Origin of the sequence: Serratia sp. Nf2, assembly GCF_003028435.1 — a bacterium.
Taxonomy (GTDB): Bacteria; Pseudomonadota; Gammaproteobacteria; order Enterobacterales; family Enterobacteriaceae; genus Serratia; species Serratia marcescens_L.
The window spans coordinates 148049-173204 of sequence record NZ_PYTW01000005.1; the positions used below are offsets into that span (position 1 = coordinate 148049).

20 protein-coding genes and 1 other annotated feature are annotated in these 25156 nt (G+C 61.9%); of the genes, 15 read left to right on the forward strand and 5 right to left on the reverse strand.

What is annotated here, in order from left to right:
- Positions 1-46 precede the first annotated feature (46 nt).
- The gene (gene mscK, locus C9411_RS13000) at positions 47-3430 is read left to right on the forward strand and encodes a mechanosensitive channel MscK (protein ID WP_107227190.1); all 3384 of its coding nucleotides are present in this window, start codon (positions 47-49) and stop codon (positions 3428-3430) included.
- A 41-nt stretch (positions 3431-3471) separates the two neighbouring features.
- On the opposite strand, the gene rsmS is transcribed toward mscK, so the two are convergent.
- Both rsmS and priC read right to left on the reverse strand, forming a co-directional pair.
- Complete coding sequence (gene rsmS / locus C9411_RS13005) at positions 3472-3651, reverse strand: pleiotropic regulatory protein RsmS (RefSeq protein WP_016928837.1); 180 nt, start codon at positions 3649-3651, stop codon at positions 3472-3474.
- 108 nt (positions 3652-3759) lie between these two features.
- Positions 3760-4296, reverse strand: a complete 537-nt coding sequence (priC, locus tag C9411_RS13010) for a primosomal replication protein PriC (protein WP_033637350.1) — start codon at positions 4294-4296, stop codon at positions 3760-3762.
- 134 nt (positions 4297-4430) lie between these two features.
- Between priC and C9411_RS13015 the strand changes: the two genes are divergently transcribed.
- The 12 genes from C9411_RS13015 to C9411_RS13070 all read left to right on the forward strand — a co-directional run bounded on the left by C9411_RS13015 (position 4431) and on the right by C9411_RS13070 (position 17860).
- A complete protein-coding gene (locus tag C9411_RS13015; protein ID WP_063990990.1) occupies positions 4431-4811 on the forward strand; it encodes a DUF454 family protein in 381 nt (126 codons plus the stop codon).
- A 279-nt stretch (positions 4812-5090) separates the two neighbouring features.
- Positions 5091-5642 carry an adenine phosphoribosyltransferase gene (gene apt, locus C9411_RS13020; RefSeq protein ID WP_063991172.1) on the forward strand — a complete coding sequence of 184 codons (552 nt, stop codon included), beginning with the start codon at positions 5091-5093 and terminating at the stop codon, positions 5640-5642.
- A gap of 92 nt (positions 5643-5734) precedes the next feature.
- Positions 5735-7693, forward strand: coding sequence for a DNA polymerase III subunit gamma/tau (gene dnaX, locus C9411_RS13025; protein WP_107227191.1), 1959 nt, complete (start codon positions 5735-5737; stop codon positions 7691-7693).
- Positions 7026-7090: a sequence feature (DnaX frameshifting element), on the forward strand. Its footprint overlaps the gene before it by 65 nt.
- Positions 7694-7734: 41 nt before the next feature.
- Entirely contained in the window at positions 7735-8064 is a 330-nt protein-coding gene (locus C9411_RS13030) for a YbaB/EbfC family nucleoid-associated protein (RefSeq protein WP_025301790.1), read from the forward strand.
- Positions 8064-8669, forward strand: a complete 606-nt coding sequence (gene recR, locus C9411_RS13035; protein WP_004940263.1) for a recombination mediator RecR — start codon at positions 8064-8066, stop codon at positions 8667-8669. The genes C9411_RS13030 and recR overlap by 1 nt, the downstream gene beginning before the upstream one ends.
- Before the next feature lie 144 nt (positions 8670-8813).
- Complete coding sequence (gene htpG / locus C9411_RS13040; protein WP_165384402.1) at positions 8814-10679, forward strand: molecular chaperone HtpG; 1866 nt, start codon at positions 8814-8816, stop codon at positions 10677-10679.
- Positions 10680-10881: 202 nt separating this feature from the next.
- Positions 10882-11526: an adenylate kinase gene (adk, locus tag C9411_RS13045; protein ID WP_004940261.1), complete on the forward strand. Its 645-nt coding sequence runs from the start codon at positions 10882-10884 to the stop codon at positions 11524-11526.
- Positions 11527-11691: 165 nt separating this feature from the next.
- Complete coding sequence (locus tag C9411_RS13050) at positions 11692-12825, forward strand: sugar diacid recognition domain-containing protein (RefSeq protein ID WP_063990993.1); 1134 nt, start codon at positions 11692-11694, stop codon at positions 12823-12825.
- 119 nt (positions 12826-12944) lie between these two features.
- The gene (locus C9411_RS13055; RefSeq protein ID WP_015376868.1) at positions 12945-14210 is read left to right on the forward strand and encodes a GntP family permease; all 1266 of its coding nucleotides are present in this window, start codon (positions 12945-12947) and stop codon (positions 14208-14210) included.
- Positions 14211-14219: 9 nt separating this feature from the next.
- Positions 14220-15383, forward strand: coding sequence for a glycerate kinase (locus C9411_RS13060; protein WP_107227193.1), 1164 nt, complete (start codon positions 14220-14222; stop codon positions 15381-15383).
- 119 nt (positions 15384-15502) lie between these two features.
- Complete coding sequence (hemH, locus tag C9411_RS13065; RefSeq protein WP_107227194.1) at positions 15503-16465, forward strand: ferrochelatase; 963 nt, start codon at positions 15503-15505, stop codon at positions 16463-16465.
- A gap of 90 nt (positions 16466-16555) precedes the next feature.
- Complete coding sequence (locus C9411_RS13070; protein WP_025301797.1) at positions 16556-17860, forward strand: inosine/guanosine kinase; 1305 nt, start codon at positions 16556-16558, stop codon at positions 17858-17860.
- Between the two features lie 58 nt (positions 17861-17918).
- Here C9411_RS13070 and ybaL read toward each other — a convergent pair whose 3' ends face one another.
- Entirely contained in the window at positions 17919-19610 is a 1692-nt protein-coding gene (gene ybaL / locus C9411_RS13075; RefSeq protein ID WP_004940247.1) for a YbaL family putative K(+) efflux transporter, read from the reverse strand.
- A 245-nt stretch (positions 19611-19855) separates the two neighbouring features.
- The gene (locus C9411_RS13080) at positions 19856-21076 is read right to left on the reverse strand and encodes an MFS transporter (RefSeq protein WP_107227195.1); all 1221 of its coding nucleotides are present in this window, start codon (positions 21074-21076) and stop codon (positions 19856-19858) included.
- A gap of 178 nt (positions 21077-21254) precedes the next feature.
- On the opposite strand from C9411_RS13080, the gene ushA reads away from it, so the two are divergent.
- Both ushA and dacB read left to right on the forward strand, forming a co-directional pair.
- On the forward strand, positions 21255-22907 hold the full coding sequence (gene ushA, locus C9411_RS13085; RefSeq protein WP_107227196.1) for a bifunctional UDP-sugar hydrolase/5'-nucleotidase UshA: 1653 nt from the start codon (positions 21255-21257) through the stop codon (positions 22905-22907).
- A gap of 151 nt (positions 22908-23058) precedes the next feature.
- Positions 23059-24525, forward strand: a complete 1467-nt coding sequence (gene dacB / locus C9411_RS13090) for a D-alanyl-D-alanine carboxypeptidase/D-alanyl-D-alanine-endopeptidase (protein ID WP_107227197.1) — start codon at positions 23059-23061, stop codon at positions 24523-24525.
- Between the two features lie 10 nt (positions 24526-24535).
- On the opposite strand, the gene ybaK is transcribed toward dacB, so the two are convergent.
- Positions 24536-25015 carry a Cys-tRNA(Pro)/Cys-tRNA(Cys) deacylase YbaK gene (gene ybaK / locus C9411_RS13095; protein WP_063990999.1) on the reverse strand — a complete coding sequence of 160 codons (480 nt, stop codon included), beginning with the start codon at positions 25013-25015 and terminating at the stop codon, positions 24536-24538.
- Positions 25016-25156 lie beyond the last annotated feature (141 nt).

Consider the following 25156-nt stretch of genomic DNA (forward strand, 5'->3'; position numbering starts at 1 on the left):
CGATCGTGATAATCTTCAGGCTTCTTAACCGATCCGAAGCTAAATCATGCATCGCTGGTTGACTCTGCCTTTTCTGGCGCCGCTCACGTTTGTCGGCGCATGCCGGCGGCGTATCGCCGCCGCGACACTCCTTTTCCTGATTTGCGCGCTCAGCTTGCCGGCGCAGGCGGCGCTGAACGGCGATCTGCCGCAGCGCAGCGACGTGCAAAGCCAGCTGGAAACGCTGAACAAGCAAAAAGCCCTGACGCCGGTCGAAAAACTCTCCCAGCAGGATTTGACCCGCACGCTGGAGCTGCTGGACGCCATCGAGCGCAACCGGCAGGACACCGCACAGCTTAAACAGCAGGTGCAGCAGGCGCCGGCGAAGCTCAATCAGGTCACCGCCGAACTGGATGCGCTGAAGCAGCCGGTGGATAATGCGGCGGCGCGCGCCGCGCTGTTGCCGCTGTCGCTGCGCCAGCTGGAAAGCCGGCTGTATCAAACGCTCGACGAGCTGCAAAGCGCGCAGGAGAGCCTCTCCACTTACAACAGCCAACTGGTGTCGCTGCAAACCCAGCCCGAGCGGGTGCAAAGCACCATGTACGCCGCTTCGCAGCGCCTGCAGGAGATCCGCAGCCAGCTCAGCGGCCAGACGCCGGGGCAAGATTCGCTGCGCAACAGCCAGCAGGTGATGCTGAACACCGAACAGGCGCTGCTCAACGCGCAGCTGGAGCTGCAGCGCAAGAGTCTGGAAGCCAACACCACGCTACAAGATCTGCTGCAAAAACAGCGCGATTACACCACGGCGCATATCGACGCGCTGGATCGGTCGGTGCAGCTGCTGCAGGAGCTCGTCAACAGTAAGCGCCTGACGCTGTCTGAAAAAACCGCCAAAGAGGCGCAGAACCCGGAAGACGCCACCGATATCCAGCACGATCAGTTGGTCAGCAAGCAGCTGGACGTCAACCGCCAGTTGAGTCAGCAGTTGATCGCTGCCACCGAAGAGAGCAACACCCTGTTCCAGCAGAATATTCGGGTCAAAAACTGGCTCGATCGCGGTCTGCAGGCGGAACGTAACCTGAAAGAGCAGATCCAGGTGCTGAAGGGCAGCCTGGTGCTGTCGCGCATCCTGTATCAGCAGCAGCAGAGCCTGCCGCAGGGCACGCTGCTGGCGGACATAGACACGCGCATCGCCGATCTGCGGCTGGAGCAGTTCGATATCAATCAGCAACGCGACGATCTGTTCAAGGGAGAGGATTACATCAACCAGCTGGTGGCCGAAAGCAAGGAAAAGGCCGGCCCGGAAGTGATCGACGCGCTGAAGGAAATTATCGACATGCGCCGCGAGCTGCTGGATCAGCTGAACAAGCAGCTCAGCAACCAGCTGTCGTTATCGATCAACCTGCAGATCAACCAGCAGCAGCTCACCAGCGTCTACGGTTCGTTGCAGGATACGCTGACCCAGCAGATTTTCTGGGTCAACAGCAACAAGCCGGTCGATCTGGCCTGGCTGAAGGCGATGCCGGAGGCGGTGCGCGATCAGCTCGCCGGGCTCGATATCAAATTCGACGGCGGCAAGCTATTGCAGGGCGGCTTGAATGCGCTGGTGTTCCTGATCCCGATGCTGCTGGCGATCGGGCTTTTGCGCTGGCGCTATCGGCTGATCGACGGCCATTTGCAAAAATTGGCCAACGACGTGGGGCAGCTTAAACGCGACGGCCAACTGCATACGCCGAAGGCCATCGCGCTGACCTTGCTGAAGGTGTTGCCCGGCGCCGCGCTGCTGCTCGGCGTCGGTTTCTGGATGTATCGCGCGGATTTCGGCATCAGCGACTTTATTTGGGCGCTGTCGCAGCAGCTGGCGTTGTCGTGGCTGGTGTTCGGCTTCAGCTACCGCATGCTGAAACCGGGCGGCATCGCCGAGCGGCATTTCAACTTCGGCGCCAACCTGTGCGCGCATTACCGCCGCCAGACGCTGCGGCTGGGGCTGGCGCTGCAGCCGCTGATCTTCTGGTCGGTCTTGGGCGAAAAAGCGCCGCTGCGCCTGGTGGAAGACGTCATCGGCCAGATCGTGGTGATGTTGACGCTGGCGCTGCTCACGGTGCTGGTGTTCCCGCTGTGCCGCGACAGCTGGCGTGAAAAGGGCTCGCACGCCGTGCGGCTGGTGGTGGTCACCGCGCTCGCCGCCACGCCGCTGATCCTGCTGGGGCTGATGTTTGCCGGCTACTTCTATACCACGCTGCGGCTGGCGAGCCGCTGGATAGACAGCCTGTATCTGTTCTTCCTGTGGAATATCGTGTACCTGACCGCGCTGCGCGGCCTGAGCGTGGCGGCGCGGCGCCTGGCCTACCGGCGCGCGTTGGCGCGGCGGCAAAACGTGGCGAAGGAGGGGGCCGAAGGCGGCGAGCCGGTGGTGGAAGAGCCGCCGCTGGCGCTCGATCAGATCAACCAGCAGTCGCTGCGCCTGACCACCCTGGTGCTGTTTGCTATCTTCGCCAGCGCCTTCTACGCCATTTGGTCGGATCTGGTGACGGTCATCGCCTACCTGGACAGCATCACGCTGTGGCATTACACCAGCACCGTGGCGGGCAGCAGCGTGTCGCAGGCGGTGACGTTGGGCAACATGATGGTGGCGTTCGCCGCGGTGATCGTCGCCTATGTGCTCACCCGCAACCTGCCCGGTCTGCTGGAGGTGGTGGTACTGTCGCGGCTGCAGCTGCGGCAGGGTGCGTCCTATGCCATCACCACCGTGCTCACTTACCTGATCACCGCCGTGGGCGCAGTGGTCGCATTGGGATCGCTGGGCGTTTCCTGGGACAAACTGCAATGGCTGGCCGCGGGTCTGACGGTCGGGCTGGGCTTTGGCCTGCAGGAGATCTTCGCCAACTTCGTCTCCGGCCTGATCATTCTGTTCGAACGCCCGATCCGCATCGGCGATACCATCACCATCGGCACCTTCTCCGGTTCGGTCAGCAAGATCCGCATTCGCGCCACCACCATTACCGACTTCGATCGCAAAGAGGTGATCATTCCGAACAAGGCGTTCGTCACCGAGCGGTTGATCAACTGGTCACTGTCGGACACCATCACCCGCGTGCTGATCAAGGTGGGCGTGGCCTACGGTTCCGATCTCGACAAGGTGAAAAAGGTGCTGCTGCAGGCGGCGCACGACAACCCGCGGGTGATGACCGATCCCGAACCGCAGGTGTTCTTCCTCAATTTCGGCGCCAGCACGCTGGATCATGAGCTGCGGCTGTATGTGCGCGAACTGCGCGATCGCAGCTACACCGTCGACGAGCTGAACCGCTCAATCGATCGTTTGTGTCGGGAGAACGACATCGACATCGCCTTCAACCAGCTGGAGGTCTATCTGCATAACCAGCAGGGCAACGAAGTGCAGGAAGTGAAAAGAACGCTGTCGCCGGATGAAGGCGGCCAGACGGCGGGCTGATAAGCGTTGAAAGACGAAAGGGACAGCGTCGCTGTCCCTGATTACTGTCCGGCAGGCAGATAGGGAGAGGTGACGCCGGCGCGCTGCAGTTTTTCCTGATAATCCCGTTTGACGATATCCAGCGCCGCCAGCGCGGTGGCCGGATCGATCTCGTTGCACTCCAGCAGGTAAATCAAGTCTACCGCCAGCTGCAGTTCGGGTGAGGCGTTTTCCAGAGACATAGCACCTGCGCTTATATTAATTAATGGGATGAATCACTCGCGTACCGGCAGAGTATAGTGAACCCGGCGCGCAACCGGGAATAATCATTAAAATATTGTGATAAATCTTCAAAAACCGTTTTCTTTGCGCTCGATATTGCGCTCGATGCGCGCCAGCGCCTGGCGGCAGCGCATCAGGCGCCCCTCCAACGCCGCCAGCTCGTGCTGCAGCTTCTGCTGCGCCGCCAGCGTGGTTTGGCGGCCGAGCAGGCTTTCCCGATCCTGAATCATGGCGATCAGCCGGCGTTCGTAGTCCTGATGCTCGGCCAGCTTGTGGTACAGATCGGCCTCGGGGGCTTCTTTCGGCTGGTTCTTGCGCCGCAGCGCCTGGGTTGCCAGCTCGCGCTGCAGGGCGGCGATCTGAGCCACCAGTTTTTCGGCCAGAAAGGCCACCTGGCTGGTGCGGCTGTCGTTGGCGGCGCTTTGCAACTGGGCGAAATTCTTCTCCACTTCGGCCAAATAGTCGCGCAGCCGCGTGCCGCGGTTGGCGAACAGGGCAGCGTCGAAGCGTGCCTGCGGGATCGGGGCGTCGCCGCGCGGGGTCACTTCGGCCGCCAGCGCCGCGATCTGCTGTGCCAACACCTGTAATAGACGCTGAGTGCTCACATAAGCTCCCTCTTGATTTCAACTGGCGTAAGCTTGCCCGCGATCCTGCCGTGAAACAAGCGCCGCACGCATATTCCACCTGCGCGGCGCCGATGCTACAGTAGGCGGCAACCGATTGAGGAGCGAAGAGCCGCATGGCGCGTGGGTTATTGATCATTTTAGGCTGGCTGGCGGTGGTGCTGGCGACGTTGGGCGTGGTGCTGCCGCTGCTGCCGACCACGCCGTTCCTGCTGTTGGCCGCCTGGTGCTTCGCCCGCTCTTCGCCGCGCTTTCATCACTGGCTGCTGCACCGTTCCTGGTTCGGCCCCTATCTGCGCCACTGGCAGCAGCATCGCGCGCTGCCACCGGGGGCGAAGTGGAAGGCTGTGCTGGTGATCGTGCTCACCTTCGCCTGTTCGCTGTGGCTGGTGAAAATCTGGTGGGTGCGCGGGCTGTTGCTGCTGATGCTGGCTATTTTGCTGACCTTTATGCTGCGCCTGCCGGTTATTGATCTGCCGCAACAAAAACAGCGCTGATTGTCCCTTAAACTCCCCAATAGCTTTCAAGCCGCAGCCAGGCGACAAACGCAGGCATCTCCAAGAGCTGACTTAGGTGAGTGACCGGGGGGGAATGCGTGCGGTCAGCAACGCTGCGGGTTGAAAGATGCAGGGGAGAGTTGCATTTGTCCGCCAGTTTGCATAGATTTGGGCGTTTTCGTGCGCGGATCGCCTGCCATTTCTTCTCCGGTGTGTTTCACCCGGGGGCGGTGGGTGAGCGGCGCGCCGGTTTTCAGGCAGTTTTATCAGGCAACAATTATGACCGCTACTGCGCAGCAGCTTCAGTTTATTAAAGACAGTATCAAAACCATCCCGGATTATCCGAAGCCGGGCATCCTGTTCCGCGACGTGACCAGCCTGCTGGAACACCCGTTGGCCTACGCCGCCAGCATCGAGCTGCTGGTTGAGCGCTATCGCGAAGCGGGCGTGACCAAGGTGGTGGGTACCGAAGCGCGTGGTTTCCTGTTCGGCGCGCCCGTCGCGCTGGCATTGGGTGTCGGTTTCGTGCCGGTGCGCAAACCGGGCAAACTGCCGCGCGCCACGCTCAGCGAAAGCTATGAGCTGGAGTACGGCACCGACAAGCTGGAGATCCACACCGACGCCATCACCGCGGGTGACAAAGTGCTGGTGGTGGACGATCTGCTGGCGACCGGCGGCACCATCGAAGCGACCACCAAACTGATCCGCCGCCTGGGCGGTGAAGTGAAAGACGCCGCGTTCATCATCAACCTGCCGGATTTGGGCGGGGAAGCGCGTCTGAACAAGCTGGGCATCGACTGCTACTGCCTGGTGGACTTCGCCGGCCATTGATGCGGCAACGCCCCTTGGGCACAACGGCCTCGCGGATCGCCGCGGGGCTGTGTTAGCATGACCCTCCAGATTCCTCGACTTCTCCGGTATTAATGAGCTATCAGGTTCTCGCCCGTAAGTGGCGCCCTCAAACGTTCGCAGACGTGGTCGGCCAGGAACATGTCCTGACCGCGCTGGCCAACGGCCTCTCGCTGGGGCGGATCCATCACGCCTATCTGTTCTCGGGCACCCGCGGCGTGGGGAAAACCACTATCGCGCGCCTGCTGGCCAAAGGCCTGAACTGTGAAACCGGCATCACCGCCACGCCGTGCGGTCAATGCGACAACTGCCGCGAGATCGAGCAGGGGCGCTTCGTCGATTTGATCGAGATCGACGCCGCTTCCCGAACCAAGGTGGAAGATACCCGCGATCTGCTGGACAACGTCCAGTACGCGCCGGCACGCGGCCGCTTCAAGGTCTACCTGATCGACGAAGTGCACATGCTCTCGCGCCACAGCTTCAACGCGTTGCTGAAGACGCTGGAAGAGCCGCCGCCGCACGTCAAATTCCTGTTGGCCACTACCGATCCGCAAAAGCTGCCGGTGACCATTCTCTCGCGCTGTCTGCAGTTCCACCTCAAGGCGCTGGACGTCGATCAGATCCGCCAGCAGCTGGAAACGGTGCTGACGGCGGAACAGATCACCAGCGACGCCCGCGCGCTGCAGCTGCTGGCGCGCGCCGCCGACGGCAGCATGCGCGATGCGCTGAGCCTGACCGATCAGGCGATCGCCATGGGGCAGGGGCAGGTGACCGCCGCCACCGTCAGCCAGATGCTCGGCACGCTCGATGATGAGCAGCCGCTGGCGATCCTCGAAGCGCTGGTCAGCGCCGACGGCGAAAAGGTGATGGCGCAGGTCGCGCAGGCCGCTTCGCGCGGCGTGGACTGGGAAAACCTGCTGGTGGAGACGCTGGCGCTGCTGCACCGCATTGCGATGGTGCAGCTGCTGCCTTCGATGCTCGACAACCACTACGCCGCCGTGGAACAACGGCTGCGCGAGCTGGCGCGCACCCTGCCGCCGGCCGATGTGCAACTTTACTACCAGACGCTGTTGGTGGGCCGCAAAGAGCTGGCCTATGCGCCGGATCGCCGCATGGGGGTTGAGATGACCCTGCTGCGCGCGCTGGCGTTTCACCCGAAAGCGGTGATCCCGGAGCCGGTGGCGTTGGTGCAGACCGCGCCGGCGCCGATGGCGCAACCGCAGGCGGCCGCAGCGCAACAGCCGCCGCAGTTTCAGGACGCGCCGCCGCCGTTAGGGCAGCCGGCCGCGCCACAGCGACAATCATCGACCCCATTACCGGATGCCACCGCCCAGCTGTTGAAAGCGCGGTCCCAGCTGCAACGGCAGCAGGGAGCATCCACACCAAAAAAGAATGAGCCGGCGGCGCCAGGAATAGCGCGGCCGGCAAACTCGGCACTGGGGCGTTTGGCTTCCGTGACCGAGCGTAGCCAGCAGCGCCTGGCGGAGAAGAAGGTGCCGGAAAAACCGGCCAAGCCGGAAGCCTATCGCTGGCGCGCGCAGACCGAGCCGGAAGCGGCGCCGGAACCGTTGGCGACGCCGAAAGCGCTGCGCACGGCGTTGGAGCACGAGAAAACGCCGGAGCTGGCCGCCAAGCTGGTGGTGGAGTCGCTGGAGCGCGACGCCTGGGCGGCGGAAATCGACAAGCTGAAGATCCCGAAACTGGTGCAGCAGCTGGCGTTGAACGCCTTCAAGCAGCAGCCGGAAGCGGGCAAGATTTGCCTCCATCTGCGGTCTTCGCAGCGTCATCTGAATTCGCCTTCGGCGCAGAAGACGTTGGCCGAAGCGCTCGGTGAGCTGTACGGCAGCCCGATCGAGCTGACCGTGATAGAGGACGATAATCCGGCGGAGCGCACCCCGCTGGAGTGGCGACAAGCCATCTATGAAGAAAAGCTGGCGCAGGCGCGCCAGTCCATCGTTGCGGATACCCATATTCAGACGCTGTGCCGGTTCTTCGACGCGGATCTGGATGAAGAGAGTATCCGCCCCCTTTAAACGCCGCGCGAGGTGCGCGGCCCTAGCGACGAGAGACGACTATGTTTGGTAAAGGCGGTCTGGGCAACCTGATGAAGCAAGCCCAGCAAATGCAAGAAAAAATGCAGCAGATGCAGGAAGAAGTCGCCAAATTGGAAGTAACCGGCGAGTCTGGCGCGGGCCTGGTGAAGGTCACCATCAACGGCGCGCACAACTGCCGCCGCGTGGAGATCGATCCTAGCCTGATGGAAGACGACAAAGACATGCTGGAAGATCTGATCGCCGCCGCGTTTAACGACGCCGCGCGCCGTATCGAAGAGACCCAGAAAGAGAAAATGGCCTCCGTTTCCAGCGGCATGCAGTTGCCGCCTGGCTTCAAGATGCCGTTCTGATGCAAACCAGCCCGCTCCTTGAATCCCTGATGGAGGCGCTGCGTTGCCTGCCGGGCGTTGGCCCGAAATCGGCGCAGCGCATGGCGTTTCAGCTGCTGCAGCGCGATCGCAGCGGTGGTATGCGCCTGGCGCAGGCGTTGACGCGCGCGATGTCGGAGATCGGCCACTGCGCCGATTGCCGCACCTTCACCGAACAGGACGTCTGCACCATCTGCGCCAACCCGCGCCGTCAGCAAAACGGCCAGATTTGCGTGGTGGAAAGCCCGGCGGATATCCACGCCATCGAGCAGACCGGCCAGTTCGCCGGGCGCTACTTTGTGTTGATGGGGCATCTGTCGCCGCTGGACGGCATCGGGCCGGGCGATATCGGTCTGGATCGCCTGGAGCAACGGCTGGAAAAGGAAAGCATCACCGAAGTGATCCTCGCCACCAACCCGACGGTGGAAGGGGAAGCGACCGCCAACTACATCGCTGAGATGTGCGGCCAGTATGGCGTGCTCGCCAGCCGTATCGCCCACGGCGTGCCGGTGGGCGGCGAGCTGGAAATGGTCGATGGCACCACGCTGTCGCATTCGCTGGCCGGGCGTCACGCCATCAAGTTCTGATGTTTTCCCGGATGGGGCCGTTCGGCCCCGTCATTTTTTTGCCAAAAATCTCCCGCCGTCCGCTTGAAAAACAAGACCCTGACCCTCATCTGATCCTCATTGTTCGATTTTGGTAGCCATTGTCTTTTGAGGTAATCAATGAGTATGAAAGGTCAAGAAACCCGCGGGTTCCAGTCTGAAGTAAAACAGCTGCTTCATTTGATGATCCATTCGCTGTACTCCAACAAAGAAATTTTCCTGCGCGAGCTGATTTCCAACGCCTCTGACGCCGCCGACAAGCTGCGCTTCCGCGCCCTGTCCGCGCCAGAGCTGTACGCCGGCGACGGCGAGCTGCGCGTACGTTTGTCCTTCGATAAAGAGCAGCGCACCCTGACCATCGCCGACAACGGCATCGGCATGCGCCGCGAAGAAGTGATCGAAAACCTCGGCACCATCGCCAAGTCCGGCACCAAAGCGTTCCTGGAATCCATCGGTTCCGATCAGGCGAAAGACAGCCAGCTGATCGGCCAGTTCGGCGTCGGTTTCTACTCGGCGTTCATCGTGGCGGACAAAGTGACCGTGCGCACCCGCGCCGCCGGTGCCGCCGATGACGAAGGCGTGTTCTGGGAGTCTGCCGGCGAAGGCGACTACACCATCGCCGATATCACCAAAGAGACCCGCGGCACCGAAATCACCCTGCATCTGCGCGAAGGCGAAGATGAGTACCTCGACGCCTGGCGCCTGCGCTCGGTGATCGGCAAATATTCCGATCACATCGCCTTGCCGGTAGAGATCGAAAGCAAAAACGAAGAAGACGATACCGTCACCTGGGAGAAGATCAACAAGGCGCAGGCCCTGTGGACCCGCAGCAAGGCGGACGTGACCGACGAAGAGTACAAAGAGTTCTACAAGCACATTGCCCACGACTTCACCGATCCGCTGAGCTGGAGCCACAACCGGGTGGAAGGCAAGCAGGAGTACACCAGCCTGCTGTATATCCCGGCGCAGGCGCCGTGGGACATGTGGAACCGCGATCACAAGCACGGCCTGAAGCTGTATGTGCAGCGCGTGTTCATCATGGACGACGCCGAGCAATTCATGCCGAACTACCTGCGCTTCGTGCGCGGGTTGATCGATTCCAACGATCTGCCGCTGAACGTGTCGCGCGAGATCCTGCAAGACAGCCGCGTGACGCAAAACCTGCGCGGCGCGCTGACCAAGCGCGTGCTGCAGATGCTGGATAAGCTGGCCAAAGACGACGCCGAAGGCTACCAGAAATTCTGGCAGCAGTTCGGTCTGGTGCTAAAAGAGGGTCCGGCGGAAGACAACGGCAACCAGGAAGCGATCGCCAAATTGCTGCGCTTTGCCTCCACCCACGGCGACAGTTCGGCGCAGACCGTGTCGCTGGAAGAGTACGTCGGCCGCATGGCGGAAGGGCAGGAGAAGATTTATTACATCACCGCCGACAGCTACGCCGCCGCCAAGAGCAGCCCGCACCTGGAGCTGTTCCGCAAGAAAGGCATCGAAGTGTTGCTGCTGTCCGATCGCATCGACGAGTGGATGATGAGCTACCTGACCGAGTTCGACGGCAAGCCGTTCCAGTCGGTCAGCAAAGCGGATGAAGCGCTGGATAAACTGGCGGATGAAACCGAAGAGCAGAAGGCCGCCGAGAAGCAGCTGGAACCGTTCATCGAACGCGTGAAAACCCTGCTGGGCGAGCGCGTGAAGGATGTGCGCCTGACGCACCGCCTGACCGATACGCCGGCGATCGTGGTGACCGACGCCGACGAAATGAGCACCCAGATGGCCAAGCTGTTCGCCGCCGCCGGCCAGCAGGCGCCGGAAGTGAAGTACATTTTCGAGCTAAATCCTGAGCATGCGTTGGTCAAACGCGCATCTGACGTGGGCGATAACGAACATTTCGCCGAATGGATCGACCTGTTATTGGATCAGGCGCTGCTGGCTGAACGCGGCACGCTGGAGGATCCGAACCTGTTCATCCGTCGCATGAATAAGTTACTGTCCGCCTAAAGCTGAAGGTATGCGCCCTTAACGGCACCGTTAGGGGCGCATTGCCGATTTTTCCCCGCTTTTTCTCGCCTTTTGCTTGTCCGCTTTTTTGCACATTCCGCAATCGATTTCCTTCGCGCGCCTTGAGCCTGCCCCCCCTGAAATGGTATCGTTGAGCGTTTTCGCAATTTTATAAAAACTACATAGCAAGGGGATTTACGCAATGCGTATCATTCTGCTGGGCGCTCCGGGCGCTGGTAAAGGTACTCAGGCTCAATTCATCATGGAGAAATACGGCATTCCGCAAATCTCCACCGGTGATATGTTGCGCGCAGCCGTGAAGGCCGGCAGTGAACTGGGCAAGCAGGCGAAAGAGATCATGGACGCCGGCAAGCTGGTGACCGATGAGCTGGTGATCGCGCTGGTCAAAGAGCGCATCGCTCAGGAAGATTGCCGCAAGGGCTTCCTGTTGGACGGTTTCCCACGCACCATTCCGCAGGCTGACGCGATGAAAGAAGCCGGCATCAACGTGGACTTCGTGCTGGAGTTCGACGTGCCGGACGAGCTGATCGTTGACCGCATCGTTGGCCGCCGCGTGCACGCGCCGTCCGGCCGCGTATACCACGTGAAGTTCAATCCGCCGCAGGTGGAAGGTAAAGACGACGTGACCGGCGAAGAGCTGACCACGCGCAAGGACGATCAGGAAGAGACCGTGCGCAAGCGCCTGGTGGAATACCATCAGATGACCGCGCCGCTGATCTCTTACTACAGCAAAGAAGCGGCAGCGGGCAACACCCAATACCGCAAAATCGACGGCACCCGCAAGGTCGCCGAAGTGAGCGCAGAGCTGGCGACCATCCTCGGTTGATCGCAAGCGCATTGTGCATGACGCCGGGCCCGTGGCCCGGCGTTTTTTTTTGCCGTTTTCCCGCCAAATTGTGATCGCGGCAGCTTGTTGCGGCCGTGCCCGTTAATCGCTTACGCCAAATGGCGTATAACAGGGCTGCGTTTTCACCCTCAGCAGGGAGCGGGCATGTTCAGACAGACCAATCTTCTGGCGGAAGCCACCGCGCGCCAGATCGTCCAGCGTGCGATGGGCATCATCAGCCATTCCGTCAACGTGATGGACAGCAACGGTGTGATCATCGCCTCCGGCAACCCGCAGCGCCTGTTCCAGCGCCACGAAGGCGCGGTGCTGGCGCTGGCGGAGAACCGGGTGGTGGAAATCGACCGCGTCACCGCCGAACACCTGAAGGGCGTGCGGCCCGGCATCAACCTGCCGTTCAGCTTTCGCAACCAGCGGGTGGGGGTGATCGGCATCTCCGGTGAACCGGCCGAGGTGCGTGCCTACGCCGAGCTGGTGAAGATGGCGGCGGAGATGATGGTAGAGCAGGCGGCGCTGCTGGATCAGCACCAGTGGGAAAAACGCTATCGGGAAGAGCTGGCGAATCAGCTGCTGCAACCGCAGCCGAACACTGCGTCGCTGGCGGCGATGGCGGCGTACCTGGGATTGGAACTGCGCCAGGCGCGCATCGTGTGGATCGTCGAGCTGCAAGAGGCGCAGCCGCACCTGCTGCGCGAGTTGCTGGCGGAGCTGGAAGCCACCCAGCGCGACGCGTTGATCGCCATTACCGGCTTCAATGAAATGACCCTGCTGCGCCCGGCCTGTATGGCGCAGGGCGAATGGAGCCTGAAGCTGGAGCGCCAACAGGCCCAGCGTTTGCAAAACCAGCTCAAACACCGCTTTCGGGTGCGCTTGATCGTCGGCGGTTTTTATGACGATCCGCAAAGCGCCTACCGTTCCAGCCTGACGGCGCGCGCCACCCAGGCGATGGCGCAGCGCCTGAAACTGCGCCACGCCACGCTGTTCTACCACGACTATCCGCTGCCGTCGCTGCTGTGCGATCTGGGGGAGGACTGGCGCGCGCAGGAGCTGGGGCGCCCCTGGCGGACGCTGGGCGAACAGGACGAAAAAGGCGTGCTGCGCGGCACGCTGCGCCACTATTTTTCGCAGAATTGTGATCAGACACAGACCGCCGCGCAGCTGCATATCCACGTCAATACCCTGCGCTATCGCCTGCAGCGCATCGAAGCGATAACCGGCATGAAAATCAATCAATTAACCGACGCTCTGCGGTTGTATATCGGTATGTTGATGCACGACTGAGTTGTGCCAACCCACAAATTCCATGCCGTTCCTTCGGCGATTTTTTGTTGTTTCCCCTCAGGCTAACGCCGGGCGCGCGGGATATGTTGGCCTGCACATCAACCACGGAGAAAACAACAATGACAACCGTATCCACTCTGGGAGCGCTGGTGGCGTTAGCCGTCGCCATCGTCCTGATTTTACGCAAGGTGCCACCGGCTTACGGCATGATTGCCGGCGCGCTGGCGGGCGGACTGTGCGGCGGTGCCGATCTGGTGCAGACCGTAACGCTGATGATCGGCGGGGCGCAGGGCATCACCAACGCCGTGATGCGCATTCTGGCGGCGGGGGTGCTGGCCGGGGTGCTGATCGAATCCGGCGCGGCGCACACCATCGCCGAAACCATTGTGCGCAAGGTGGGTGAAACCCGCGCGCTGCTGGCGCTGGCGGTGGCTACACTGATCCTGACGGCGGTGGGGGTATTTATCGACGTGGCGGTGATCACCGTCGCGCCGATCGCGCTATCGATCGCCCAGAAGGCCGGCATTTCGCGCGCGGCGATCCTGCTGGCGATGATCGGCGGCGGCAAGGCCGGCAACGTGATGTCGCCTAACCCGAACACCATCGCGGCGGCGGACAACTTCCACGTGCCGCTCACCTCGGTGATGATGGCCGGCATCGTGCCGGGGCTGTGCGGCCTGGTGGTGGCCTATCTGCTGGCGCGTCGCCTGAGCGATAAAGGCAGCAAAGTGATGGCCGAAGAGCTGACTCAGCATGCCGAAGGGGCGCGGCCGGGCTTCGCTGCGGCGATCAGCGCGCCGCTGGTGGCGATCCTGCTGCTGTCGCTGCGGCCGATCGCCGGTATCGCCGTCGATCCGCTGATCGCGCTGCCGGCCGGCGGGTTGGCGGGCGCGCTGCTGATGGGGCGCATCCGCCAATGCAATCAGTTTATGGTTTCCGGCCTGTCGCGCATGGCACCGGTAGCGATCATGCTGCTCGGCACCGGCACGCTGGCGGGCATTATCGCCAACTCGGCGCTGAAGGATGTCTTGATTAACGGCTTAACGCACACCGGGCTGCCGGCCTGGCTGCTGGCGCCGCTGTCCGGCGCGCTGATGTCGATGGCGACCGCATCGACCACCGCCGGCACCGCCGTGGCTTCCGGGGTGTTCAGCTCTACGCTGCTCGAGCTGGGCGTGAGCGGGCTGGCCGGTGCGGCGATGATCCATGCGGGCGCCACGGTGCTGGATCACCTGCCGCACGGCAGCTTCTTCCACGCTACCGGCGGCAGCGTCAATATGGCGGTGCACGAGCGGCTGAAGCTGTTGCCGTATGAAACGCTGGTGGGATTCACCATCGCGGCAATCTCGGCGCTGATGTTTGGCGTATTTAACCTGGCGGGATAAGGAACAGTGATGAAAACGCTGAAAAAAGTGGTTATTGCCCCGGATTCTTTCAAGGAGAGCCTGAGCGCGCTCGGCGTTGCCGACGCCATCGAGCGGGGATTCCGCCAAATTTACCCGCAGGCGCACTATGTGAAGCTGCCGATGGCGGACGGCGGCGAAGGCACGGTGGAGTCGATGGTGGCGGCCACCGGCGGTGAAATCGTTCAGGTGACGGTCACCGGGCCGCTGGGGGAGCCGGTGCAGGGGTTCTATGGCCTGCTGGGCGACGGCGCAACAGCAGTGATTGAAATGGCCGCCGCTTCCGGGCTGCACCTGGCGCCGCCCGGCCGGCGCGATCCGCGCATCACCACCAGTTACGGCACCGGCGAACTGATGCTGGCGGCGCTGGAGCGCGGCGTGAAGGCGATCATTCTCGGCATCGGCGGCAGTGCCACCAACGACGGCGGCGCCGGGATGATGCAGGCGCTGGGCGTGAAGTTGCTGGATAAGGAGCGCCGATCGCTGCCGGTGGGCGGGGCGGCGCTGGCGCAGCTGGCGCATCTCGATCTCGCCGGGCTGGATGCGCGTTGGCAACGGGTGAGCGTAACCGCCGCCTGCGACGTCGATAATCCGCTGTGCGGCGAAAAGGGCGCCTCGGCGGTGTTCGGGCCGCAGAAGGGGGCGACGCCGGAGATGGTGGCGCAGCTCGATGCGGCGCTGCATCACTATGGCGAACTGCTGGAACGGGAAACCGGCCGCGCGGTGCTCACCCAGCCGGGCGCGGGCGCGGCGGGCGGCATGGGGGCGGCGCTGCTCGGCATGCTTGATGCACGTTTGCGGCCGGGCATCGAGATCGTCACCGAAACCCTGCGCCTGGATGAGGCGGTGCGCGATGCCGATCTGGTGATCACCGGCGAAGGGCGGCTGGACAGCCAGTCGATCCACGGCAAAACGCCGATCGGCGTGGCGCGGGTGGCCAAGCGCCACGGCGTGCCGGTGATCGCCATCGCCGGCAGCCTGACGCCGGATTATTCGGTGGTGCATCAACACGGTATCGACGCGGCGTTTTCGGTGCTCGACCGCATCGTGACGCTGGAAGACGCGCTGGCGGACGCCGATCGCAATCTGCAGGTGACGGCGCGCAACGTGGCGGCGGTATGGCAATTGGCGCAAAGGGAAGGCCCACAGGCATAGCCTGTTGCTGTTATCGGTTCCGACGCGGGACTTTTCCGTTACAATAGCCGGCATTAATGGCTGCTGACATCCCGACCCAGAACGGAATGCCGGCCGGAAAGGAAATGAGGGGAACTGAGATGAAGCAAGAGAAACACGGCGTATTGCTGGTGAACCTGGGCACGCCAGATGCGCCGACCTCGTCGGCGGTCAAACGCTATCTGAAGGAATTCCTCAGTGATGATCGCGTGGTCGACACGGCGCCGCTGATCTGGTGGCCGATCCTCAACGGCGCGATCTTGCCGATCCGCTCGCCGCGCGTGGCGAAGCTGTATCAGTCGGTGTGGATGGAAGAGGGCTCGCCGCTGCTGGTGTTCAGCCGCCGCCAACAGCGGGCGCTGGCGGCGCGCATGCCGAATACGCCGGTGGAGCTGGGTATGAGCTACGGCTCGCCGAGCCTGGCGGAAGCCATCGACAAGCTGCTGGCTCAGGGCGTGACCAACCTGGTGGTGCTGCCGCTCTATCCACAATATTCCTGTTCCACCAGCGCGGCGGTATGGGATGGCGTAGCGCGGGTGCTGAAAGGCTATCGCCGTTTGCCTTCTGTGGCCTTCATCCGCGATTACGCCGAACACCCGGCCTACATCGCCGCGCTGCAGCAAAGCGTGGAGCGCTCGTTCGCCGAGCACGGCCAGCCGGACCGGCTGTTGCTGTCGTTCCACGGCATTCCCAAACGCTATGCGCGCCTGGGCGACGACTACCCGCAACGCTGCGAGGATACGCTGCGTGCGCTGAGCGCCACGCTGCCGCTGGCGCCGGAACGAGTGATGATGACATACCAATCGCGCTTCGGCCGCGAGCCGTGGCTGACGCCGTACACCGATGAGACCCTGAAGGGGCTGCCGGCGCAGGGCGTGAAGCACATTCAGCTGATTTGCCCCGGCTTCTCGGCGGACTGCCTGGAAACGCTGGAAGAGATCAAAGAACAGAACCGCGAGATCTTCCTCAAGGCCGGCGGCGAGAAGTTTGAGTATATCTCGGCGTTGAACGACGAGCCGGCGCATATCGATATGATGCAGCAGCTGGTGGCGCAGCGCCTCTAATCATCCATAATCTGTATATTAGAATCATCGTGATCGGGCGGGAATGTGTTAACATTCTCCGCTTGTTAAACCGCCACCACCGCCAATCACATGAAATTTCCTGGTAAACGCAAGTCCAAACACTATTTCCCGGTGAGCGCCCGCGATCCGCTTCTGCAGCAGGCTCAGCCCGAAAGTGAAATCAGCACCTCGTATATCGTCGGCATCGACCAGACGCTGGTGGATATCGAGGCGAAGGTGGACGACGCTTTTGTCCAGCGCTACGGCCTGAGCCTGGGCCACTCTCTGGTGATCGAAGACGACGTCGCCGAGGCGCTGTATCAGGAACTGAATGAAAACAACCTGGTTACCCATCAGTTCGCCGGCGGCACCATCGGCAATACCATGCACAACTATTCGGTGCTGGCGGACGATCGCTCGGTGCTGCTCGGCGTGATGTGCAGCAACGTGAAAATCGGCAGCTATGCCTACCGTTATCTGTGCAATACCTCCAGCCGTACCGATCTCAACTATCTGCAGGGCGTAGACGGCGCCATCGGCCGCTGCTTCACGCTGATCGGTGAAAGCGGCGAGCGCACCTTCGCCATCAACCCAGGCCAAATGAACCAGCTGCGCCCGGAAAGCATTCCTGAAGAGGTGATCGCCGGCGCGTCGGCGCTGGTGCTGAGCTCTTATCTGGTGCGCTGCAAGGAGGGAGAGCCGATGAAGGCCGCCACCCTGCAGGCGATCGAATACGCCAAAAAGCACGACGTGCCGGTGGTGTTGACGCTGGGCACCAAGTACGTGATCGCCGACAACCCGCAGTGGTGGCGCGACTTCCTGAAGGAAAACGTGACGATTCTGGCGATGAACGAAGACGAAGCGCTGGAGCTGACCGGGCTGAGCGATCCGCTGACCGCCTCGGACATGGCGCTGGAGTGGGTGGATCTGGTGCTGTGCACCGCCGGGCCGAACGGCCTGTACATGGCGGGTTACACCGAAGAAGCCAACAAGCGCCAGACCCAGCACCCGCTGCTGCCGGGGCATATCGCCGAGTTCAACCGCTACGAGTTCAGCCGCGCCATGCGCCGCGAACACTGTGAAAATCCGCTGCGCGTTTATTCGCACATCGCGCCGTATATGGGCGGGCCGGAGAGGATCATGAACACCAACGGCGCCGGCGACGGCGCGCTGTCGGCGTTGCTGCACGATATCGCCGCCAACGGCTATCACCGCCATAACGTACCGAATTCCAGCAAGCACGTGCGTAGCTACCTGACTTACTCCTCCCTGGCGCAGGTGTGTAAATACGCCAACCGCGTCAGCTACCAGGTGTTGAACCAGCATTCGCCGCGCCTCACCCGTGGCCTGCCGGAGCGGGAAGACAGCCTGGAAGAGTCTTACTGGGAGCGTTAACCCGCTGAAAAAGAAAAGGTCCGGCAATGCCGGACCTTTTTTTGTGCGCCGTGGCGCTTCAGATCGGGCAGCCGCCCATTTTTTCTTCTTCGCTCAGGGTGTCCAGCTGCAGGATGTTCAGCATGCTGTTGGCGATCTCCCGTTCGCCCATCACCACCTGGTTAGCGCCGCGATCGGTGATGTAGGCCACTTCGTCGTCGTAGTGGGCGCGGGCGATGATTTCGATGTTCGGCCGTTTGGCGCGCGCCGAGGCGACGATCTCGCCGGCCTCATAGCCGTTGGGGATGGTCAGCAGCAGCCAGCGCGCGCAGTCCAGCCGCGCCAGGTCCATCACTTCCGGATTGGCGGCGTTGCCCAGCACCGTCTTGATGCCCTGTTCGCGCAGCGCTTCCACCCGCGGACGGGAGTTCTCGATCACCACCAGCGGAATGCCCGCCTCGGCCAGTTTGCCGCCCAGCAGGCTGCCGACGCGGCCGTAGCCGACCACCAGCGCGTGATTGCACATGTCCACCGGGATCTGCTTCTCTTCTTCCACCGCCTCTTCGAGGATTTGCTCTTCGATGGTTTCGGTCTTGGCCAGATAGCGTTCCAGCAGGGTGAACAGCAGCGGGTTGAGCATGATGGACAGAATGGCGCCGGCCAGCACCAGATTGCGCCCGTGTTCCGACATCATGCCGAGCGCGATGCCGAGGCCCGCCAGAATAAAGGCGAACTCGCCGATCTGCGCCAGGCTGGCGGAGATGGTCAGCGCGGTGCGCTTGGAGTGACCGAACATTTTCACCAACAGGAACGCGGCGGCGGATTTGCCGAACACGATGATTGCCAGCGTCGCCAGTACCGCCAGCGGTTCGTTAATCACGATCATCGGATCGAACAGCATGCCGACCGAGACGAAGAACAGCACCGCAAACGCGTCGCGCAGCGGCAGGGTGTCGTGCGCCGCGCGGTGGCTCAGCTCGGACTCGTTCAGCACCATGCCGGCGAAGAAGGCGCCCAGCGCGAAGGAGACGTCGAACAGCTTCACCGCGCCGTAGGCGATGCCGAGCGCCAGCGCCAATACCGCCAGGGTGAACAGCTCGCGCGAGCCGGTGCTGGCGGTTTTCGACAGGATCCACGGCACCAGGCGGCGGCCGACCACGATCATCAACGCGATGAAGGCGATGACCTTACCGATGGTCAGCGCCAGCTCCATCAGCAGCTGGCTGCTGCTGGCGTTGTCGTTGCCCAGCATATTGCCGAAGGCCGGCAGCAATACCAGCGTCAGCACCATCGCCAAATCTTCGACGATCAGCCAGCCGATGGCGATTTGCCCGCGCTGGCTGTCGATCAGCTGCCGTTCCTCCAGGGCGCGCAGCAGCACCACGGTGCTGGCGGTGGAGAGGCAGAGGCCGAACACCAGGCCGGAGATCAGATCCCAGCCGAGCAGCTTGGACAGCCCCATGCCGAGCAGGGTCGCGACGGCTATCTGCGCCACGGCGCCGGGAATGGCGATAGATTTTACTGCGAGGAGGTCTTTCAAAGAGAAGTGCAGGCCAACACCGAACATCAACAGGATAACGCCGATTTCCGCCAGTTCCGGCGCCAGTGAGGTATCGGCGACGAAACCGGGGGTGAACGGGCCGGCGAGCACCCCTGCGGCCAGATACCCCACCAGAGGGGAGATGCGCAGGCGGTTCGCCAGCATGCCGAGGAGGAAGGCGAGTACTAACCCTCCGACGATGGTGGTAATGAGCGGTGTTGAATTATGCATCCATACTCCTTCTGGCTATGCATCGCGGCACGGGAGAAACGCAACAAAGTTACGAAAAGATACATTTAGTTTATTGCATTTGTTCGCGGCTTGCTTGGCTAATTTGGCCTTTTTTGTAAAAAAGCAGAGGATTTCACTTAAGGCGCGGCAATGAGGCAATTTTGTGTCAGATAAGCCAAATAACATTGGTTTATCCGTGGGATAACCCGGATGAATAAATAATTTCATCCGGGTGTTCGGCGGGGTTATTGCGCTTTATGTTCCATATTGGGCAGTAGCACCGTGATAATGCCGATCAGCGGCAGGAAAGCACAGATTTGGTAGACCAGCTCGATACTGGTCAAATCGGCGACATAACCAAGAACTGCCGCGCCTAACCCGCCCATACCGAAAGCAAAACCGAAGAATAAGCCGGAAACCATGCCGACTTTACCGGGGATCAGCTCCTGTGCGTAGACCAGGATGGCGGAGAACGCCGAGGCGAGAATAACCCCGATGATCACCGTTAAAATGCCGGTCCAATAGAGCGATGCATAGGGTAAAACAAGGGTAAACGGCGCTGCACCGAGAATGGAGCCCCAAATAACATATTTACGCCCTATCTTGTCGCCGAGAGGCCCGCCGATAATGGTGCCTGCCGCTACCGCGAACAGAAAGGCGAACAGGTGAATCTGCGCGTTCTGCACCGAAACGCCAAACTTATGTATCAGATAAAAGGTGTAATAGCTGCTGATGCTGGCCAGATAGAAGTATTTGGAGAAAATCAGCACCAGCAGGATGCCCATCGAGTAGGCTACGGTATGTTTTGGCAGCGGTTTCAGCAGCGACGGGCTTTTTGGCTGCCCTTTGGTTGCCCGATGCTGATGTTGATACCACTTGCTGACCTGCAGCAACACCACGATCGCCAGCAGCGCCGCCAGCGAGAACCAGGCGACGTTGCCCTTGCCGTAAGGCGCGATGATCAGCGCCGCCAGCAGTGGGCCGAGCGAGCTGCCGAAGTTGCCGCCGACCTGGAACAGCGACTGCGCCAGGCCGTGCCGCCCGCCGGAGGCCATGCGCGCCACGCGCGAGGATTCCGGGTGGAACACCGATGAGCCAGTGCCCACCAGCGCCGCCGCCAGCAGCACCAGCGGGAAGGTGCTCGCCACCGACAGCAGCAGCAGGCCGGACAGGGTAAAGCCCATGCCGATCGGCAACGAGTAAGGCTGCGGGTGTTTATCGGTGTAATACCCGATCAGCGGTTGCAGCAGCGAGGCCGTCAGCTGATAGGTCAGGGTAATCATGCCGATCTGCACGAAGCTGAGGTGGAAATCGGCTTGCAGGATCGGGTAAATCGCCAGGATCAGCGACTGGATCATATCGTTGAGCAGGTGAGACACGCTGATGGCGCCGAGGATGGAGAAGGCGGTGCCTTTCACCGCACTGCCCTTGGCGGGCGGCATCGCGCTTTGGCTACTGTCGGTCATATTATTATTAGCCTGATAAGTTGTTGAGCACAGAGATGACATCTTAGGCAGGGCGCCCAATTTTTACCATATCTGAAATAATCAGACTCACATCGCAAAAATTTGAAATCAGCTGTCATTAATTCGCGCTACAATTCCGTCCTCATCATAAAAGCTATTGAATACACGGAGATCCGCCATGCGTTTTTCGCTGAAAACCACCGCATGCGCGTTGGCCGTTTCCCTGACGTTGCTGTCGGGGAGCGCCAGTGCCTGGGAAAAGGATAAAACCTACGCCATTACCATTCTGCACACCAACGATCATCACGGTCACTTCTGGCAGAACGATCATGGCGAATACGGTCTGGGCGCGCAGAAAACGCTGGTGGACGGCATTCGTCAGGACGTGGCGGCGCAGGGCGGCAGCCTGCTGCTGTTGTCCGGCGGTGATATCAACACCGGCGTGCCGGAATCGGACTTGCAGGACGCCGAGCCGGACTTCCGCGGCATGAACCTGGTGGGCTATGACGCGATGGCGATCGGCAACCACGAATTCGACAACCCGCTGAGCGTGTTGCGTCAGCAGGAAAAATGGGCAACCTTCCCGCTGCTGTCCGCCAACATCTATCAGAAAAGCACCGGCCAGCGCCTGTTCAAGCCTTACGCCTTGTTCGACAAGCAAGGCATCAAGATTGCCGTTATCGGTCTGACGACCGACGACACCGCCAAGATTGGCAATCCGGAATACTTCACCGACATGGAGTTCCGCGTGCCGGCGCAGGAAGCGAAGCAGGTGGTGGAGCAACTGCGTAAGGACGAGAAGCCGGACGTGATTATCGCCGCCACCCACATGGGGCACTACGACAACGGCGAACACGGCTCGAACGCGCCGGGCGACGTGGAGATGGCGCGCAGCCTGCCGACCGGATATCTCGACATGATCGTCGGCGGCCATTCGCAGGATCCGGTGTGTATGGCCGGCGACAACCGCAAACAGGTGGATTATGTGCCGGGCACGCCGTGCTCGCCGGATCGCCAGAACGGCACCTGGATCGTGCAGGCGCACGAGTGGGGCAAATACGTGGGCCGCGCCGACTTCGAATTCCGCAACGGCGAGCTGAAGCTGGTGCATTATCAGCTGATCCCGGTAAACCTGAAGAAGAAGGTTGAGAAGGCGGATGGCACCAGCGAGCGGGTGTACTACACCCAGCAAATTGCGGAAGATTCGACCATGATGAAGCTGCTGACGCCGTTCCAGGAGAAGGGCAAAGCGCAGTTGGGCGTGAAGATCGGCAGCGTTAACGGCAAGCTGGAGGGCGATCGCAGCAAGGTGCGCTTCGTGCAGACCAACCTGGCGCGGGTGATGCTGGCCGCGCAGAGGGAGCGCGCCGACGCCGACTTCGCGGTGATGAGCGGCGGCGGGGTGCGCGATTCGATTGAAAGCGGCGATATCACCTACAAGAACGTGCTCAAGGTACAGCCGTTCGGCAACACCCTGGTGCATGTCGATATGAAAGGCAGCGAGGTTGAGCAGTACCTGGCGGTAGTGGCCAACATGAAGCCGGATTCCGGCGCCTACGCCCAGTTCGCCAACGTCAGCCTGGTGGCGGACGGCAAGGGCGTCAGCGAGGTGAAGATCAACGGCCAGCCGCTGCAGGCGGATAAAACCTACCGCATGGCGACGCTGAACTTCAACGCGCTGGGCGGCGACGGCTATCCGAAGCTGGACGGGCTGCCGAGCTACGTCAACACCGGCTTTATCGATGCCGAGGTGCTCAAGCAGTACATCGAGAAACACTCGCCGCTGGATGCGGCGGCTTACGAACCGAAGGGCGAGATCGTTTATCGCTAATCGCCACCGCAGCGGCCTGCCCCCTTTTGGGCGGGCCGCCTGTTTTCCCGCCGAAAACCCTGCCTCAAACGCACGCAAAAGTCGCCGCCGCCGCCTTCCAATGATAGCCTGAGCAGCAATTTGGTTTTGATAACGCAAGCAGGGAGATGACATGTTGAAAACCGCAGGCTGGCTGCTGCCCGCCATCCTGGCACTGGCGGGGTGTTCGTCATCCGGCCAACGCCATGAGCAAACGCTCAGCCAGGCGCTGGCGGCCATCGGCCAGGACAAGGCGCTGGTTGGCGCGTCGAGCGGCGTGATGGTGCGCGATGCCGACAGCGGCACCGTGCTGTATCAGGCGCACGCGGAGCAGCGCCTGGCGCCGGCTTCCAACATGAAGATGTTCACTTCTCTGGCGGCGTTCGGCGTGCTGGGGGAGGATTACCGGTTTGAAACCCGGCTGCTGACCACCGGCGAGCAGCGCGGCGACACCTTGCGGGGGGATCTCTATCTGCAGGGCAGCGGCGATCCGACGTTGCATCCGGACGATCTCGACACCTTCGCCGCCACACTGGCGCAGCGCGGCATTCGCCATATTCATGGGCGGCTGATCCTGGACGCCAACGCGTTCGATCAAACGCCCTTCGGCGCCGGCTGGAGCTGGGACGACGAACCCTTCGCCTTTGCCGCGCCGATCTCGGCGCTGAACTACGCCTTTACCCCTGGCGGCGATATCAACGTGGTGCGGGTGGAGGTGCAGGCGGGTGCCCGCGCCGGTGCGCCGGGCCGGGTGAGCTTCTATCCCGCCAATGACGCGGTGACGCTGGTCAACCGCACCAGCACCGGCGGCGACACCGCACTGACGTTCGATCGCCTGCCGGGCAGCAATCGAATCGTGGTCAGCGGCACCATCGCCGCGCAGGCGGAGACCCGCTCGCGATTGATCACCGTCGATCAACCGGCCCGCGTGGTTGGCGCCTTATTGCAAAATGCCCTGCGCACGCATGGCATCACGCTGCGCGGTAACGCTGAAGAGGGCGTGACCCCTGCCGATGCCCGGCTGCTGGCCGAAAAAACCTCGCCGCCGCTCTCCCGCCTGGCCGTCACCTTCCTGAAGGTGTCCAACAACGGTTACGGCGAGGTACTGACCAAAGCGATGGGCCGCAAGACGCAGGGCAAGGGGGATTGGGCCGCCGGCCTGCAGGCGATTAGCCGGTTTGTGCAAAGCCAGGGCATCGAGGCCGGCGCGTACCGTCAGGTGGACGGTTCCGGGCTGTCGCGTATGAACCAAATCACGCCGCAGCAGCTAACGACGCTGCTGTTGGCGGCCAGAAAACAGCCGTGGTTCGCCGACTGGTATCGCGCCTTGCCCGTCGCGGGCCAGCCGGGGTTGCTGGTGGGCGGCACGCTGCAGAGCCGTATGGTAAAAAGCGCGGCGGCGGGCCGCGCCCACGCCAAGAGCGGTTCCATGACCGGGGTATCGTCGCTCAGCGGCTATGTCGACTCGGCGGCCGGGCGGCCGTTGGCGTTCGCCATCATCAGCAACAACTATCTGGTACCCGGCGCGGAGGTGAAGGCACTGGAGGACCGCCTGGTCGAGACGCTGGCGGCCTGTGACGCCACGGTGGTGTGCCGCTGAGCGCGCGGCGTCAGTCGCGTTTGGCGATGTCGGCGAAGCTGCCGGCCAGCAGGCGGCACAGATCGGCGGCGGCCAGCTCGATGTCCAGCCCGCGTTTGCCGCCGGAAACGTAGATGGTGGCGAACGCTTGCGCCGGGCTGTCGATCACCGTCGGCAGCCGTTTTTTCTGCCCCAGCGGGCTGATGCCGCCCACCAGATACCCGGTGACGCGCTGCGCCAACTGCGGATCGGCCATCTCGGCCTTTTTGGCGCCAAGCGCGCGGGCGACCTTTTTCAGATCCAACTGGGTGGCGACCGGCGTGACCGCCACCGCCAGGTGTTTGGCGTCGCCGTTCAGCGCCACCAGCAAGGTTTTGTAAACCCGATCGGCATCCAGCCCCAGCTTTCTCACCGCTTCGTCGCCGAAATTAGTTTCGTCGCTGTCGTGGTGATACGCATGAAGGGTAAAGGCGACCTTTTGTTTCTCAAGCAGAACGACTGCGGGCGTCATGATGTGTTGTCCAGAATGCCCCCTGCGGGGGAAGGGTGATAACCAGCCTTAAAAATACAAAAATCCGACCTGCCCGGCAACCTGAGCGGCTGTTACATAAAGCGGGTTGCCAAGATATTCACCGGGTTGCTACCCTGTTTG